General features: G+C 56.8%; 14 protein-coding genes. 4 read left to right on the plus strand and 10 right to left on the minus strand.

Annotation, left to right across the window (positions count from 1 at the left end; all coding sequences use genetic code 11):
* Nucleotides 1-318: 318 nt before the first annotated feature.
* Nucleotides 319-987, minus strand: coding sequence for a hypothetical protein (locus tag RGR602_RS11715; protein WP_039845245.1), 669 nt, complete (start codon nucleotides 985-987; stop codon nucleotides 319-321).
* 131 nt (nucleotides 988-1,118) lie between these two features.
* Between RGR602_RS11715 and RGR602_RS11720 the strand changes: the two genes are divergently transcribed.
* Nucleotides 1,119-2,825, plus strand: a complete 1,707-nt coding sequence (locus tag RGR602_RS11720; protein ID WP_052451545.1) for an SEL1-like repeat protein — start codon at nucleotides 1,119-1,121, stop codon at nucleotides 2,823-2,825.
* 6 nt (nucleotides 2,826-2,831) lie between these two features.
* Here the strand turns inward: RGR602_RS11720 and RGR602_RS37120 are convergent, their stop codons facing one another.
* The 5 genes from RGR602_RS37120 to RGR602_RS38270 form a co-directional block, all read right to left on the minus strand.
* Nucleotides 2,832-3,632 carry a hypothetical protein gene (locus RGR602_RS37120; protein WP_170250998.1) on the minus strand — a complete coding sequence of 267 codons (801 nt, stop codon included), beginning with the start codon at nucleotides 3,630-3,632 and terminating at the stop codon, nucleotides 2,832-2,834.
* 378 nt (nucleotides 3,633-4,010) lie between these two features.
* Nucleotides 4,011-4,778, minus strand: coding sequence for a metallophosphoesterase (locus RGR602_RS11730; protein ID WP_039845247.1), 768 nt, complete (start codon nucleotides 4,776-4,778; stop codon nucleotides 4,011-4,013).
* Between the two features lie 54 nt (nucleotides 4,779-4,832).
* A complete protein-coding gene (locus tag RGR602_RS11735) occupies nucleotides 4,833-6,146 on the minus strand; it encodes a DUF2442 domain-containing protein (RefSeq protein WP_039845248.1) in 1,314 nt (437 codons plus the stop codon).
* Nucleotides 6,147-8,090, minus strand: a complete 1,944-nt coding sequence (locus tag RGR602_RS11740) for an AAA family ATPase (RefSeq protein ID WP_039845249.1) — start codon at nucleotides 8,088-8,090, stop codon at nucleotides 6,147-6,149.
* A 72-nt stretch (nucleotides 8,091-8,162) separates the two neighbouring features.
* Nucleotides 8,163-8,513, minus strand: a complete 351-nt coding sequence (locus tag RGR602_RS38270; protein ID WP_082046535.1) for a DUF6634 family protein — start codon at nucleotides 8,511-8,513, stop codon at nucleotides 8,163-8,165.
* Nucleotides 8,514-8,696: 183 nt separating this feature from the next.
* Between RGR602_RS38270 and RGR602_RS11745 the strand changes: the two genes are divergently transcribed.
* The 3 genes from RGR602_RS11745 to RGR602_RS11760 all read left to right on the plus strand — a co-directional run bounded on the left by RGR602_RS11745 (nucleotide 8,697) and on the right by RGR602_RS11760 (nucleotide 11,398).
* The gene (locus RGR602_RS11745; RefSeq protein WP_039845250.1) at nucleotides 8,697-8,978 is read left to right on the plus strand and encodes a helix-turn-helix domain-containing protein; all 282 of its coding nucleotides are present in this window, start codon (nucleotides 8,697-8,699) and stop codon (nucleotides 8,976-8,978) included.
* A 908-nt stretch (nucleotides 8,979-9,886) separates the two neighbouring features.
* On the plus strand, nucleotides 9,887-10,084 hold the full coding sequence (locus tag RGR602_RS11755; RefSeq protein WP_028739595.1) for a hypothetical protein: 198 nt from the start codon (nucleotides 9,887-9,889) through the stop codon (nucleotides 10,082-10,084).
* A 294-nt stretch (nucleotides 10,085-10,378) separates the two neighbouring features.
* Nucleotides 10,379-11,398 (plus strand): GlxA family transcriptional regulator, encoded by a 1,020-nt coding sequence (locus RGR602_RS11760; protein ID WP_039845252.1) that lies wholly within the window; start codon nucleotides 10,379-10,381, stop codon nucleotides 11,396-11,398.
* Nucleotides 11,399-11,414: 16 nt separating this feature from the next.
* Here RGR602_RS11760 and RGR602_RS11765 read toward each other — a convergent pair whose 3' ends face one another.
* The 4 genes from RGR602_RS11765 to RGR602_RS11780 all read right to left on the minus strand — a co-directional run bounded on the left by RGR602_RS11765 (nucleotide 11,415) and on the right by RGR602_RS11780 (nucleotide 16,876).
* A complete protein-coding gene (locus tag RGR602_RS11765) occupies nucleotides 11,415-12,746 on the minus strand; it encodes a diguanylate cyclase (protein WP_039845253.1) in 1,332 nt (443 codons plus the stop codon).
* 202 nt (nucleotides 12,747-12,948) lie between these two features.
* On the minus strand, nucleotides 12,949-13,779 hold the full coding sequence (locus RGR602_RS11770) for a response regulator (RefSeq protein WP_039845254.1): 831 nt from the start codon (nucleotides 13,777-13,779) through the stop codon (nucleotides 12,949-12,951).
* A gap of 171 nt (nucleotides 13,780-13,950) precedes the next feature.
* Entirely contained in the window at nucleotides 13,951-14,214 is a 264-nt protein-coding gene (locus tag RGR602_RS11775) for a hypothetical protein (RefSeq protein WP_039845255.1), read from the minus strand.
* 121 nt (nucleotides 14,215-14,335) lie between these two features.
* Nucleotides 14,336-16,876: a mechanosensitive ion channel family protein gene (locus RGR602_RS11780; RefSeq protein ID WP_039845256.1), complete on the minus strand. Its 2,541-nt coding sequence runs from the start codon at nucleotides 16,874-16,876 to the stop codon at nucleotides 14,336-14,338.
* Nucleotides 16,877-16,903: the final 27 nt, after the last annotated feature.

Consider the following 16,903-nt stretch of genomic DNA (forward strand, 5'->3'; position numbering starts at 1 on the left):
TCAGCAACTCCCGGCACAACGTAACACCTCAACTCGTAAGTCGAGAAACTCCGGCAATCCCCTTGCTCTCGGCTTTCCCAATCGCTGTCGCCGTCTTCCAAGGGAAACAACCACTTCGTATCCCGCTCCCGTCTGCGCGAAGACCCTTCTCGTCTGAGTGCGAACATTGAGAGACCGAGCTTGACCGGAAGGGTCTGTCAAACAGTACGCCATAGGTCTGTCCGTCGGCATCGCTTGACGATCGGCTGCCGAGACGGCTCTGGTATTTGTAGGCAGGTTTCGCGGGACAATGCTAAATCCGTCCGTGTGATTTGTGTGTTACAGCCTTTGCAACGTACCTGACAGCGTCACGCCGCTTGCACTGCCGCTGTAGGAAATGGAATTCGCAGACTTCCTCGTTATCCTTACAGAGGCAGGCCTCCCGTCCGCTGGCTGCGCGTAGGTGTAGGTGAGCACTCCGCCGCTTACAGTGCCGTTCACCTGGACGACTTCTCCGCTGTTCTGTGCCGTGGATGTTCCTCTGACCTCATTCCCCTCAACCGAGAGATCGAGAACAAGTCCTGCCCTCAGCAGCAGCATGCCAACGGACCCCTGCCACCGTCCTTCGAAGAACTCGGGACCGATCGCTCTATTGCCGGCGCTGTCCTTGCTTGCATTGGCGTTCGCATAGGACGTGCACTTCCGGGCCGATATGCTCTTCTTCGTGATGGGCTTCGTACCAAACAGGCTTTCTGGCTCCGAACTTCCACTGCGGATCACAGTGGTCTGAGGCGTATTGTCCAAATAATACTCCACCTTCGAACATGCCCCTGCGGAACTCTTGACCGTGACCTCGGCCGAATAGCTGCCCTTCGAGCCTGAAACGCTGTCGATCGAGATGGTGGCGCGACATCCTCCTATCGGCTTGGCGAAATTGCAGTCCGCTGCAGCGGCGAACGAGGTGAGCGCCACATAGCAGGCAGTCAATAGAATTGGTTTGGGATACATTGCGCGCTCCGATAATGTTTCATCTCTTGCTATTTCACAGTTTGAGGGCAGACGCCTCCCGCATTTGGAGTACGCGTCACGCGGACTCACGTGATAACAGCGATGATGAGTGGAGATCGCGGGGCGCACGCATGCTAAAGAGATTTCGACGCTGGAGCCTGTCTCAGACTGGCTGGAATTCTGTCGCGCTGGTCATTCTCCTGTCTTCGACCGCGACGGCAGCTGACAGCAGAGAAACCATACAGTCTGATTTCCATGATGGCGTCCCCGAGACCGAATGTGATCGTCTTGCCGCGCACCCCGATGACAAGCAGCGTCTTGCGTCCGTCACGGGAATAGAGAAACCGTCTCCGGAGTCAGTCACCGCCTGTCTTGCCGCGGTCGAATCCCACCCCGGCAGCCCGCGGCTCACCTATCAAGCTGGTCGTGCCTACGATGCCGTTGAAGACTATGAAAATGCGCTGGCTTACTACAGCAAGGCCAGCGAACTCGGTAGCGCGTCTGCAACGGCTCGTCTGGGATGGATGTACGAAAGTGGCAAGGGCGTTGCCGAAGACGATGTAAAAGCCCTCAAACTATTCATCGAAGCGGCCGAAGCTGGCAGCGTCGATGGTGCCGAGAGCGCGGGCCTATCGTTTCAATATGGTTGGGGAGTCGAGAAAAACATCGATAAGGCCATTCATTGGTACCTTCAGGCGTCAACAGCAGATGCATTCCTGCTCATGGGCGATATTTATGACGATCCCGCAAGCGGAGTGGCCAACCGTGACGTCGCCTTGAAACGGTATCGAAAAGCATTCGAACTAGGAAGCCTGCGGGCCGCGGTGAACCTCGGCAATGCCTACGAACAGGGTGACGGCGTTCCGCAAGACTATACGGAAGCCATGAAGTTCTACGTACTTGCTGCGGCCAAGCTGGGCGACGCTGCTAACGAGATTGGGGATTTGTACTACTACGGAAAAGGGGTCGCGCAAAGCTATCCTGAAGCCAGGCGGTGGTTCGAGCAAGGAGCGGAGGCCGGTCACCACGGGTCGATGAGGAACCTCGGGGCATTGTATGAATACGGCAAGGGCGTAGAGAAGGACACCCTCAAAGCGATCGAGTGGTACAGAAAAGCCGCTGAAAATGGATCGACGGGCGCGATGCGCGATATCGGCTATCTGTACTTAAACGGCAAAGGAGTTCCGAAGGACCTAACGGAGGCGAGCAGATGGTACATCATGGCAGCAGAGAAAGGCGACGATAGTGCATTCAACCAGTTGGGCTGGCTTCGTCAAACCTCCACCCCGCCCGATTATGCCGCGGCCATGGAGTGGTATAAGAAGGGGGCCGAAGCAGGAAATCGGGTTGCCATGTCGAATGTCGGCCTCCTCTACGCCGACGGCAAAGGGGTCAAGCGCAACTACAAGGAAGCTCTCGCCTGGTACAGGAAAGCTGCCGACGCAGGCGACGGGAGAGCAATGAACGAAATCGGGGTCCTTTATCACGACGAAAAGGGCGTCCGCCAGAACTACCGTGAGGCTGGCATCTGGTATGAGAAGGCGGCCGCGGCCGGTAACACCTACGCCAATCTCAATCTCGCGGCTTTGTTTTCGCGAGGTCAGGGCGTCAGAAAGGACACTGCCCTTGCTGTCGATCTCGCGGAACTGGCCGTGCAGAAGAGTTCCGTGGCTCGGGACCACCTGAAGGCAGGTTGGGCCAATTGGGCACCGGAGTTCCTCAAAGCCTTCCAGCAACGACTGATCGACCGCGGCTTTTACCAGGGTGTCGTCGATGGCCGGTATGGCAAAGGCACCCTTGCGGCGATAGATGCGATGCACACCGCTGATGCTGACTAGGGGTTCCTATTTTGTGAGACGTTCGGGCGGCACGCACAGGAGGTTGTTTCCGTCTCGCATATCGCAGACGATAACCTTCACGAACCATGGCCACTGCTTCGAGGTCGCCACGCTAGTCACCATTCCGCCGGGGTTGATCGTCCCCGATAAGCCCCAGGTCGCATTCTTGTTGTGAGTTGCACATCTGGCATCCTCGCCTTTGTCGTAATAGCACGTGAGGACCTTCAAGGGGTAGGAGCATTTGTTTCTGACGGTGACCCAGTCCCAGTCAATCGTACCCCTGTTGGCTGCCGGCTTGATCTCAGCGCACGACGAGGCACCATAAGGTGCCAGCCGATTGGGGTTGTGGTTGACGGCAACCTCCTTCTCCCCTTTGCCGTCGAGAATCCGCTTTCTTGTATCACGAGCCCAATCGGGATCAGGTTCTACGTTCGCGGGATCGGTCAAATTGCCCGCATCTTGTGATTTGCCAATGTAGCCTTCTTTCTTTCGCACTGAGCGTTCTTTCTTGGGCGCGGGCCTTGCGACGTTTTTACTTTTCCTAGACGACTGCCAACGATCAAATAAATCTTCTACGCATCTATAATAACGCTCTCCGTAAAGATCATTCTCTCTGTCATCTGGACATTGGGTTTTAAAATATTCGTACTGTGCACGCTCTTCTCTGGCTACAGCTGGGTCGCTACTATAATAAACACCTGCGAATGTTGTTTGCGGCATTACTATTACAAAAGAAGTTATAGATGCGAAAAACATAATTGTATAATTCAGACATGTCTTAAAGCTCGAAATAATTTTTCCATTCATCGGGAGACACCTTGTTCTAACATGCGCCGATTCTCTCGCAGGCGGTCGATGCGCCTACCTTTCGGAGGCTGATACCAAAACATATCGAGGTTCATCATAAGTAGTTTATGGAGAGAACGTATCCCTCAAACGGGGGATACGAATGTTTCCGCGCCGAGTTGACCTGCGAAATACCACTCCATTTTTTGACGAGAGGCGGGATGTCATGCCCCGTAGGCACCAACAACGAGCGCCGCGACAGTCTCGTCCTGCTGCCACGATAAATAAGCAGTCGCGATGCCCGGATAGAAGGCATTTCCGTCCATAATGCGTGTCTCAAACATTGAGACACCGAAGCACTGGTCGGGGAAGCTCACGGCACAGCGCGTCTTTTTGGCCCTATATTTTGATCGTGAAGGTTGGGTCGAAACCAGTGGCCTCGCCCGGATATCCTCTCGAATTCGAGACGACTCTCGTGGACCCGATGATGTAGTCATTCCGGTGGTGCACGTGGCCATGCACCCACAATGTCGGCCCCGCCTCCGTTATCAGGTCTTCCAAATCCGAAGCATAGCAGGCGGAGAGTGGATCGTGTCGAAAACCGAGGGCGATCGCACGTGGAGACGGAGCGTGGTGCGTAACGACAACTGACTTCGGTCGGGTATGCTTGCGCAGGTCTGCCGCAATGAAATCCCGAGTTTCGATATGCTTCCGGTAAGCGTGGATCGGCTTGAATTTGCGGTACGGTGCCTTTGAGAACTTGATCTTCTTGAAGTCGTTCATCCCGCTTTCGGCGTACGACATGCTGACACTGGGATTTCGGCCGAACAGCCGGAAATCGGTCCAAAGGGTTCCGCCGATAAACCTGACACCGCCGATCTCGACTGCGTCGTTTTCCAGGAAATGGACGTTTGAAAAGCCAGCGGCGAATTCGCGGGAATCCCGAATGCTTTCCTCGATCGACGCTCCATAGAAGTCATGATTGCCCGCAACGAAGATGACAGGAATTTCACGAGCGATCGTGTCGGCTAGCCATCGAAGGCTCGGGACGAGACCTTTGGTCAGAACGTCGCCCGCACAAACCAGGACGTCGACGTCGTCTCGCGGGGTCTGCAAAAAAGGTTCGCCGAACTCGAGGTGAATGTCGGAGATGATCCAGAGTTTCATGAATGCTGTCCTAATTCGGCAGAGGAAAAAGAGGACGCCGCCTCGAAAAGCCAGTCAAAGGGCCAGTAGTGGCAGACTTGGATAGAGCCACGACATCACGGCCTTTCTCATCGAAATTGCCAGGGCATCGTGATGAATTTCGAGAGTGGATTTCGCCTCGTTAGCGGAGAGCCAACCGTCGCTGAAACGCCACCGGCGAAAAAACAAGACATCAAGATGATGACGTCGGGAATCCTCAAGCATGCTGCGTAACCTTTTTGGCGGAACGGCATCGGGAGGGAAGTCAGATTTACCTTCATTCTCGAGATTTGGCGTCTGCACCACCCTCGTCGTCTCCTCACTTGTTGCGGCAACAATCGTGTCTATTTGGGAGCGGATGTCCTCAGGGATGGCCGCGGCAGCGTCGAAAGCCGCCATGATAAACCTAGCATCGCTCGTAAATTCAAGGTTCCACTCCCTCGGATTGTCTCGCCAGAGAACGGTTTCGGCGGCCTTTGTCCAACGCTCTTCCCGCACGAGTCCAAGAGCCTCCAAAACCGAATATGCCTCGGATGTCGCATAGGCTGGACCAACTCCGTTGGCAGCCGCGATATTGGGTTCTGACGAATCGTCACCGGCGTCCGCCTTTGACGAAGGAACGCGATTTCTGAACGGCCGGTACTGCAACTGCGCGTTCTGTGCGGCGACATAAATGACGGCGGTCGATATGTCGTCCCATCTTGGCGGAACATCGGAAAGTACGGGTGAAAGGCGCGGTCTAGCTCCTCCGTCGATCTCGTCCGCCTGGCCCAGCGCCGCTAGGACCAAGCACCCGACTTCGTAGGCGGTCATGTGGTAATGTTCCCAACCCACCTCATGATTGTAGGGAATATTGTGCGAGAGATAGTCGATAACGGGGCCAGCCCAGGCGGTGACTGTTAAATTTTGCATTTTGTTATGCAGTTCCATGGCGCGCGTCGCAGATTCCGCGATGAAACTGGGGGTGCCGAAAACTCCGCTGATCAGGAGCGCGATCTCGTGGTCGACATCGAGACTCTCCCAGTGAAGGCCCGTCTCCCCAAGCACTTCGACTTCGGCAATGTCACTCTCGGATGCTTCAACCAAGCCCTGGAGAGATCGAGCAGGTACCATGAAGGCCGAGCCATTGTTGAACTCGACTGTAATCCGGCCAGTGCTACGGTCGTAGTGGGCACCGCTCGGAGCTGGGTGTTTTAACGGTCCTTCCGCATCACACGCGCTTTCAAGCACAATGCGGCGTCCAAGCGGCTGAAAGCCGATCTCGTCGAGACCCGACCCAAGCGACTTTTTTCTATCAGGTCCCTTCGTGTCGCGACGATAACTCCGCCTTCCTCGGCGTTTCCTCGCCATCTATGCCCCCATGTCGCGACGTGGCAGCTTCGCAAGGCTTACCCTCGGCATTTTATGTCGTTGTACGATGTCGATGACCTCATCGCCCTTCATGGCATTCGTTTCCATCAAACGTTCGACGATGGCGTCGAGAGCCGTCCGGCGGGTCTGAATTATCGACCTCGCGCGCTCGAACTCCCTCTGCAAGACGTCGTGAACGTGCATCCGAAGCTCGGGATTATAAGTGCGCAACCGCTCGAGGTGCCCCGGTCGATGCCCCTCGACGACGAGCGTGTGCCCCATACCAAGACCGCCCTCGAGCATTGTCGCGAGTTCCGTTGCCCTGTTCAGGTCTGCGGTTTCAGAGCCGGAAGAGCCGTCTGCAAATGATCCGAAGATTTCCAGTTCGGCGGCTATGCCGCCAAGACACACGGCGATCGCATTGAGATAATCGGCACTTGTCTTTGGTCGAGCGTCAGTTTGACCATACTGCACGTATCCCAATTCACCAGATTTGCCGTCTATCCTGTATCGCGAAATCTTGACCTCGGTTACCTGCCCGTGGCCGATTTCGATTGCAACGAGGGCGTGGCCTGCCTCGTGGACAGCGAGAGCGCGAACGTATTCCTCCGTGAGCTCGGTCAGCGGCCGCAGTTGCTCGATCACATGGTTTCCCGAAAGGGCTTCCCGACGCCGCCGCGCCGCCCGCTTGGCATCCCGGACAAGTTGTTCGATATCGGCACCCGACAAACCCCCGGTCGCGATGCCGAACTTCTCGGCTTGAGATTGATCTAGCACGATGCCGCTATGAAATCCCAAGATCGACAGCCTGGACTGTACATCCGGAAGCGTAATCTCGAAGTGCCGATCCAACCGCCCGGCTCGCCGCACAGCAGGATCGAGCTGGTCTGGATAATTACAAGCTCCAACCACGACCACGCCCTGGCGACGATCGAAACCATCCAGTAATTCCAGGAATCCCGCCATCGCGCTTCGGAAATAGCCGCTGTTTCGATCCCTCTCCGTCCGATCGCCAAAGGTATCAATCTCGTCAATGAATAGAATCGACGGAGCTTTCGCCATTGCTTCGGCAAAGGAAGCGCGCATTGCTTTCAAATGATTGTCGAGCGCCCCGGCTTCCTGCCATTGAGAAACCGACCCGTAAATGATCGGCACACGGCAAGTGTTCGCCAACGCGCTCGCAAACATCGTTTTTCCGATACCCGGGGGCCCGGAAAGTAAGACTCCGGTGTCGACATCGCTCCATGGGAGGACGCCCGCCTTGTAGTCGGCGAGGTCCTTCGCGAGATTGTCTCCCCAAACGAGCGCAGGCCCATAACCATGCATGTCAGCAAGTGTCGGCCTCGGCTGATTGGCGACTTCCGGTACGGGCTTCGCCGGCACGGGCCGATAACTTCGCAATCTTTCCAAGGCAAGGATGGGATGGCGACGCTCCTGGAAAGCCTTTACCAGCCGTGGCCAAGGCTCCGAGAGAAGCAATTCGACGTCCCGGTCAGAGGGTGGCAGACCAGCACGTCGAAGCGCCGCCTCTGCATGTCTTCTCGTCCGCGGGCTCAAATTCAAGACAGCGTCGGAAAATAATCTGTCGCCGTCATCGAGATTGTAGTCAGGCGGAGCAATGAAGATCGCTCTTTCATTTCTGTGAGCTAGCATCTCATCGCGAAATGACCGGTCCTTCCACTCGTAAGCACACGAAGTAAACTCCAGCAGCTGCCAAATTCCAGCAGCAAAGACCTCGGCCGCCTCCGCATAGACCGGATAGTAGAAATCGTCCCTCGCCTGAAGGGTCACGATGAATTTGGAATTCGGTATATTCCAAGCTCGGAGCGATGCCGCGATCCCGCAGTATGCAATGAAGACAGGTAACGTGACGGCCGTGTTGCGGACTTGCGTTTCCGGCTTCCAGGGCACACGAGTTCGTTTGCCAGAACGTCTTGTCGGCATTGTCCTCTCCTCGAATTTCAAGGTTCCGAATGGCTCAGACAGCTCGGCGCTGAGCGCAGAAAAATTTAACCTTCATAGATTGCCGGCAACGCGATCGCTCCAGTATTCAACATCGACCCGCGTGCCCAGCCGATACCAACGCGACATCGTCCGTGCGATCCCGCGCTCGGGATCGAGATAGAAGAGTTCGCTCGACGCGGCCGGTTTTCCATCCGCGACAGAAGGGTGCCCAATCGGGCGTCCTATCAGGCAAGGTACAGCGCGCTTTGCCAGTGCCCACGTGTTGATCGCCACGTCAGGAGATAGCGCCTGAGCGCACTGATCGACGTTCTCGAGATCATCTGCAAGGCATCGAAGGCTCTCTATAAAACATGTCCGAGACATCCCAAACCATGCCTGAAAAACTGAATCACTCGTGTGCATCCCGATGCCTCCATACCTTTGGTACCTTAGTACTGGCGCGTTGAGCCTCGTCAACTTTGCGACTCACCGGGAGCCGCCAACGTTGAAGTCTTCATTTACAGGTTTATTAACAATTCTCAAGTCAAAAACGACGTAATTTACGTCATATTTGACTTAGCTCCCCCAAGCCGGTTTCTGCAAGACATGACCACGTTGCTGACTGGTGATTTGATCCGGGCTGCGAGAGCCCTTCTTGGACTGAGCCAGGTGGAACTCGCCAAGAAAGCCGGCATCACACAAAAGGCATTGGGCGAATTCGAGCTCGGCAAAAAACCGATTACCGCTAAGGCGAACGAAAAGCTTCGGCGGTTCTTCGAAGAGCGGCAGGTTCAGTTTATCGCAGCGAATGTCGAAGCCAACCACCTCGAGGGAACCGGCGTGCGATGGAAGCCACCACATCCGAACTCCGGCATCAAAACCATCTAAACCAAACCTGCCGTTGGATGGTGCCACATTGCCACCAGTTTTGCGCGATCGTTGTCACCCCTCTAGCCCGCTGTTCTGGCAAGCCTGCCGCGGAGCATGCCTCTAAGCTCAGGACCCGCAGCGGGGTGTTTCTGAACAAATGGTAATTCTCCCCCAACCATTGCGCGCGCAGCAAGAGCATACGGGACTAGGCCACACAGAGTTCGCAAGGAGGGCCGGTGTCGCCTCACGCACGGTGTATCAAGTTGAAAAGGATGGCAAGGTCGCCGACGAGTCGCCTAGTAAGATTCTGGATGCTTTTGCTCGAAACGGAGTCGTCTTGCTGTACGATGATTGGGGACAGATAGACGGGATGAAATTCAGACCTAAGCCCGATTGACGCGAGTGACTAGCGAAACCCGTGATCGTCTCCGCTGATATGGGGCCATGCCCTCGGCCATCTCTCCGTAAGCCCTGGCATGGTGCAACTCAAGCCAGAGTGCAAAGTCGCTCGCTGAGGCGCTGTGCATGCGGGAGAACCGCGCAAGGCCGCTCATCGCCAGCTTCTATCTCTGCGCAGTCAATCGATATTTCTTGGAAACGCGTCGCAACTATTTTGTTTTTTCGCCGGATCAAAACAGGCACATTGCCTACCCTGCTCGATGCAGTAAATAGTTGATTTCTTTAGCGTCAACCGAAAAAACGCGATTCAGAAATCGCGATTAAACCTAGAATACGTATGAATTTCTTGGTTTTCGCGTCGCAAATAACTTGTCCGGACAACTACATGCGGCTACGGCGGTAAACGTGAACCGCTCCGATAGGTTCAACAAATCTGATCGTATCCATAAAATCTATTCGTTTGTTTGATGGATGGCCAAGGAGCATATTAAGCATCAAGCGCAAACCCCGTGAGAAAGGAAACGACGATGACTACGATCGGTTACCGGGATGGCAAGAGCTCATCCTCCGACGCGCACTTTGATGTAGCAAGCCTTGCCCGCAGGCTCGCACATTCCTGGCACCAGTGGCAGAATGCGCGGGAAATCGAATCCATGCCTTTCGACATTCGCAAGGATATTGGTTGGCCGTCTGCGGACGACGCGGATGAACGCAAGGTTATGTAATGAATGCGACATACCTCCCCGCTTGAAGGCGGCGCCAGCCCGCGGCAGCGCCGCCTTCATCATTTCAGCGATCCGCAGATTTAATCTTGAATTCTAAAGACATATATCTTCAGACAGGCCGATGCCGCAACTTTTGCCGACTGTCTTCGTCATTTGACGACGATCAAATTCGCCAATGTCGCAAAATAGCTCTTCACGGCCGCATTTTTCCATGCGAATGTCGCTTTGGAGACATCAGAACGACGCATTCCACGCAACGAATAGGCAATCGCCCTCGAGCATGGATTTTTTCTCATGAACAAGATGCTGACCAAGAAGCGTTCTCTCGTCTTCTTTATGGTTCCCCAGTTCACCATGCTGCCCTTTTCGGCGGCGATCGACACGCTGCGCATCGCCAACCGCATGCTCGGCTATCAGGCTTATACCTGGCGGCTGACCTCGGTCGACGGCAACAAGGTCTATTCCTCCTGCGGCATCGGCGTCGAGGCAAATTCGTCGCTTGCCGAAGAGCGCCGGCATCTTGGCGGTGAAAACCGCCCGAACATGGTGCTCGTCTGTTCGGGAATCGATGTCGAGGATTTCAACAACAAGTCCGTCAATGCCTGGCTTCGCGAATCCTACAATCGCGGCGTGGCCGTCGGCAGTCTCTGTACGGGCGCGCATGTGCTTGCTCAAGCCGGGCTCTTGAACGGCAAGCGCTGCGCGATCCACTGGGAAAACCTGCCGGGCTTCTCCGAAGCCTTTCCGCAGGCGGAGGTCTATGCCGACCTCTATGAAGTGGACAGCAATCTCTACACCTGCGCCGGCGGGACCGCTTCGCTCGACATGATGTTGAACCTCATCGGCCAGGATTTCGGCGAAGCGCTCGTCAACCGTGTCTGCGAGCAGCATCTGACCGATCGCGTCCGCAGTCCGCACGACCGTCAGCGCCTGCCGCTACGCGCCCGCCTCGGTGTCCAGAATTCCAAGGTTCTGTCGATCATCGAACTGATGGAAGGCAATCTCGCCGAACCTCTGTCGCTGCTTGAGATCGCGGATGGCGCCGGCCTGTCCCGCCGCCAGATCGAGCGGCTTTTCCGGCAGGAAATGGGCCGGTCTCCCGCCCGCTACTATCTGGAGATCCGGCTCGATCGCGCCCGTCACCTGCTGGTGCAGTCTTCGATGCCGGTCGTCGAAGTCGCAGTCGCTTGCGGCTTCGTCTCCGCATCGCACTTCTCGAAGTGTTATCGCGAACTTTACAACCGTTCACCGCAGCAGGAGCGCGCCGAGCGCAAGCTGACGATGGCAACGGCTCGCCAAGCGATCGCAGCATAATAAAGGAAGCGGCGCACTACTGCGCCGCTTCCTCCGTCATCCTGGCGTCGGAATAGACCTGGTTACGGCCCTTGTGTTTGGCCATGTAGAGAAACTGGTCGGCGGCGTTGAGGTAATTCTCGAAGGTTTCGTAGCCCGAGATTTCCGCAACGCCGATCGAGATGGTGACCGAGAGTTCCTCGTCGTCGGCAGCCACCTTCAGCCGCGAGATATCCGAGCGGATTTCGTCGCAGAGCTTCGTTGCCGCAGCCGAATCCACCATCGGGAAAAGGATAGCGAACTCCTCGCCGCCGAGGCGCGAGAGAAGATTGTCACTGCCTTCGAAGATTGCAGCAAGCCGGCTTGCAACCGCCTTCAGCACCTCGTCGCCGATCTCGTGGCCATAGGTGTCATTCAGCCGTTTGAAATGATCGATGTCGAGGATAGCGACTGAACTCGGCGATTTTTGCCTCAGGCACTCGTTCACGACCTTTGGCCCGTAATCGTAGAAATAGCGGCGGTTATAGAGGCCGGTCAGATAATCGCATGCGGCGGCGGATCGCAGTTGCTTCATCTGAGTCAGCGTCTCGACATTGTTGGCAATGCGGCACTGAAGTTCCTCGGCCACGAACGGCCTGTAAACGAAGTCGCTGGCGCCGGCCTTCAGGAAGCTTGCCGACAGCATCCGGTCGTTGGAAGAGGAGATGCCGATGACACGCATCCTGTCGGAACCGAAGCGATGACGGATGCGCCGCGTGAGCTGATAGCCCGTCATGTCCGGCATGTGATGGTCGGTCACCACAAGTTCGATGTCACTGTAGGCCTCAAGCGCAGCCAGAGCTTCGAGCCCCGAGGTTGCCTCGACGACCATGTACTGCTGCGCCTTCAAGAGGTCGACGAGCACCTGGCGCGCAGACGGAACGTCATCGACAACGAGGACGCGCGTCTTGCGGTTCAGCATCGCGCGGCGCACGGTCGCGACCAGATTGTCGAGCGCGAATTCATTGTCCTTGAGGACGTAATCGATGACGTTGCGTTCCAGTATCCGGTTGCGGGTCGCCGTATCGAAGGTCGCGGTAAAAACGATCGTGGGAACATTGTGCTCGATCGTGCAATCAAGCGCCTCGCCATAGGGCGAATCCGGCAGGTTCAGATCGACGACGGCCATCGTGAATCCCTGACGGTCCTGCGCCAAAGCCTCCTGCAGCGCCTTCAGCGAAGAACAGGGCTTGACGTTGAGGCCGAGCTCGGCCTGAAACCGATGGCAGAGCACGGCGGAAAACATCCGGGAATCTTCAACCAGAAGTAACTTCTGCGTTCCGAAGCGAGGGCCCGAGCCGTCCCGACTGAAATCCGCCTGAAATGCCATGCCCCCTACTCTCCCAAGTGCAATGAAAAGCCGAATCGGCCTTCATTGCGGCGGCAAGGACGATAGCCGAGAGACCTCAAGGGTTGAAGGGGCAGAACGGCTATAAAGTAACCTGCAATTGCAACAATTCGAGGTATCTCCACAACGCCAGGGGGCTCCTCATTCATCCGGGGGCCTCCTGATACCGCGTTCGATCCTCGAATCAGGCAACGGCCCTCTCCTTCTTCATCGTCTGGATCTGCAGCAGCGTGTCGAGGTTCTGGTTGACGCGGCAATAGAACTCCTCGTCGATGAACGGGCGCAGCATGAAATCGTTGCCACCCGCCTTGAGAAAGCGCGCCGAAAGCAGTCGGTTGGATGAGGACGAGACGCCGATGATGCGCAGCTGATGCGAGCCGATACTGGCGCGGATGCGTCGCGTAAGCTCGAAGCCGTCGATATCGGGCATGTTGTAGTCGGTGACCATGAGGCCAATGTCGCGATTGGCCTTCAGGATCTCGAGCGCCTTGGCACCGCTCTCGGCAACGCTGACGCGGAAGTTATAGCGCCTCAGGCGGCTGGAGAGCAGCGCGCGCGCCGTGGCGCTGTCGTCCACGATCAGCACGTGATGGCGCTTGTTCGTCAGGAAACGGCAGATCGCTTCGGCGAGCAGATCGACCGCGAAGATGTTGTCCTTAAGGATGTAGTCGACGATATCCTTCGCCATCAGTTCGTCGCGCAGGCCCTCGTTGAAGGTGCCGGTAAAGACGATGGTCGGAATGCTGAGATCGACCAGATATTCCAGCGCCTCGCCCTTCTCAGCGCCGGGGAGATTGATGTTGGAGATCGCGAGCATGATCGGCTCGGAAGACTTGTCGTAAGCAAGCTGCAATTCCTCGAAATTGCGGCAGATCTCGACGTCGATATTGAAAAGCTCCTTCAGCCGTTTGCTGATCATCGACGTAAAGACATTTGAATCTTCAGCGAGAATAATACGCGCACCAGCAAACATCTCTCCGGAATACTGCATTCCCGAAATGCCTAAAAATGACATAGCAAACCTTTTGATGGAAATTCTGTCCCCGGCCGAACCGATACATCAATTCGTTTGAGTATTTGTTAATCGACGTGGCGCGATGCCATGAGAAGAAGGCAGTCCGTAAGACTGGCTGCTATTTCTCGACTTATGCTTAAGAGACTATTCGCGAACGGCCGTGCCGAACGTCTACTTGATGATGACCGAGCCTTTGACGATCTCGATTGTCTCGCCGCCACCGAGGCCGATGCGGTCGCCGTCCGGCGTCGTCATGAAACAGCCTGCGGCGCAGAGCGTCTCCGATGCGCCGGCATCGACGACGACCTCGACGCGGTTTCCGCCTTCGGTGACGATAACGACGACCGGCGCCGGATCAGTGTTGGTGATTGTCGCCGCTTCAGCGCCCGCGGCGATGAGAAGCGAAAGAAGCATGACCGTGGCAAACCTTGCCATTCAGCGCGGCGCAGCGATGCGCCCTCCCCTGGAGCGTCTCGGCGCTGCTGCCCCAGCAGCGAAATTCCGATTGCCCAGGCTTTATAAGCGAGAGCCTCTGAAGGATCCCTGAATAAAATACTTAGCCTTTGCGATTGCCATCGGCCGCTTTGCTGCGCAGCTGTCGCACCGCTCCGGTGTCCGTCACGCCGGTATCGCCGACAGGCTGTTCGTCTGCTCTTGTCGAGGAAGGTTCCAGCGCCGGGCCAGGCACGTGGTCGCGGTGGAAAATGACGTCGCTCTGCGGCAGCGGGATTTCGATCCCTTCTTCCTTGAAGCGTTTGAGGATGGCGATACGTAGGTTGTTCCTGACGTTCATGCCCTCGCCCATGTCGGCCAGCATGAAGCGCAGCTCGAAGTCAAGCGAATAGGCGCCGAAACGCAAAAACTCGACATGCGGCTCCGGATTGCGCAGCACGAATGGCGCCTCGTTGACCAGCTCCAGGAGGATATCCATGACTTTCTGCGGATCGGCATCGTAGCTGACGGAAATGGGGATTTCCGAACGGCCGACCTTGTTGCGGTGTGTCCAGTTGCCGACCGCAGCATTGATGAGTTCGGAGTTCGGCACGATGATCGACTGCTTGCGGAAAGTCTCGATCTCCGTCGCACGCACGGAAATGCGCGTTACGATACCTTCTGCCGTGCCGGAGACGACATGGTCACCGACCTTGAATGGCCGTTCCACAAGCAGGATCAGGCCCGAAACGAAATTCGAGACAATGTTCTGCAGGCCGAAACCGATACCGACCGAAAGCGCCGAAGCAACAAGTGCCAGGTTCGAAAGGTCAATACCTGCCGCCGAAACGCCGATGATCGCAGCGACGGCGACGCCGAGATAACCGATGCCGGTCTTGACGGAATTGCGCACGCCGAGATCGACATGGCTTCGCGCCATGACGTTGCTGTCGAGCCATCGCTGAACCCAGCGAGTCAGGAAATAACCGCCGGCGAAAAGCAGAATTCCGGTGAAGATACCGAGCAGCGAAATGCTGATCCCGCCGAGGCGGACCTCCGTGAAAAGACGGTAGGCGATCAGCTGAAGATCCTGGATATGGAAGCCCCAGAGCAACAGGATCAGGGGAATGCCGGTCATGAGCGCAACGGCATAGATCGCAAGTCCCACGCCAAGGCCGACCTGATCGATCGCCACCGGCCCCATATTGAAGCGGCTCTTCAGGAAGCGGCCGATGAAGGTGTCGCCGAAGCTCTCCTGCTTGGAAATCGCCTTGCCCGAGAGCAAGCCGATATAGGTGGTCACGATGATCGCGCCGGTGATGATGAATTGCGTGGCGACGAAGCGGGCAAGGCCGACATAGCCGATCAGCGCGGTCAGGATGAGACCTAGGCCGAGCAGGCGAAGGATGATCGCCATGCCGCGCGGCCAGTGGCGGCCTGGCGCATCGGGATCGCCGTCGTGCGCCAGCATCGGACGCCCAAAGGAGGCCGCGATCAGGATGAGACCGATAATCAGCGCCGCAATAAGGCTTCTTACGACGGTCAGAACCAGCGGTGAGCCCATCGCTTCGCTGACGCTGCCGAACAGGTAGTCGAGCGCATTGACGATCGCCATTGCCAGCAGGCAGGCGCCAATCGATTGCGCGCCGCGATTGGAAAGGCGCACGAGGCGCCACTGCGGCTCGCGGGGAGCGAAGACGGCATTGCTGAAGCGGCCGACGAAATAGATCAGCCCGATCGCTCCGAAAAGAGCGGCGACAACAGGCGCAATATCCGGCCTCAACACGTTGAAACCATTGAGGAAAATATATGACGTCACCAGCACTGCGGAAAGCGCGAAGGTGCGGATCAGCGTCGACCAGAAGGCAATTGAGAGCCGGCTGATATAGGAAGGGTTCTCGACGCCGTCGTCCCGCGTCAGGTAGCGGCCGAACATCCGGTAGCCGCCTGAAAGCATGACCAAGCCTGTCGCGAGCGACATGAAGATCGCGGCGAACATCGCGAATCGCTTGAACTTCCACACGAAACTCAGCCAGCTCGAAAGTGCCTGCCGGAACTCGCCAACCTCCTCGACAAAGGCCTTGGCCGCATCGTCGAGCACCGACACTGAAACCTCGGTGCGCCTCAACAAAGTTGCAGCAAAAAGCCGACGGCGGGTTTCAACTACTTCGTTCATCAGCTGGTTGATGGCAAGCGAGAGGTTTTCGGCATCGCCGGTCACGGCATTGATCTGTGCGCGCTCTGCCGTCAGCGCATTTCGCTCCTCGGTAACGATCTGCGCTTCCGGCGGCTGTCCCTCCTTCGGCGGATCGCCGAGCTCGGTGAGACGGCTCTTGATCTGATCGAAACGCGGGCGGAGATTGACGGAGGTCGTGAGAACGTGGCGTCCCAGTTCATCCACCTGCGCGGACAGGCCGACGAGGGCGTCGTCATTGTCGGCGTTCTGCTTCACGCCGTCCTGCAGGGACGTGAGCTTTGCCTTGGCCTTTTCGATCTCCTTGACTGCTTGATCGAGCCCCGCATCCGCAAGGGGAGCGGGAGCCGGCGCCTGCGCCTGCGGTTGCGGCGGCTCCTGCGCAGCCGCAAAGCTGCCAGGCAGACCGGCAGCCGATACTGCAAGCATCAAGCAAAGAAACGTCCGGAGCAGAATGATTGTCAGCCGCAAAATGTCCCCGCAAGGATTCGGTTCATC

The sequence above is a fragment of the Rhizobium gallicum bv. gallicum R602sp genome, assembly GCF_000816845.1.
Taxonomy (GTDB): domain Bacteria; phylum Pseudomonadota; class Alphaproteobacteria; order Rhizobiales; family Rhizobiaceae; genus Rhizobium; species Rhizobium gallicum.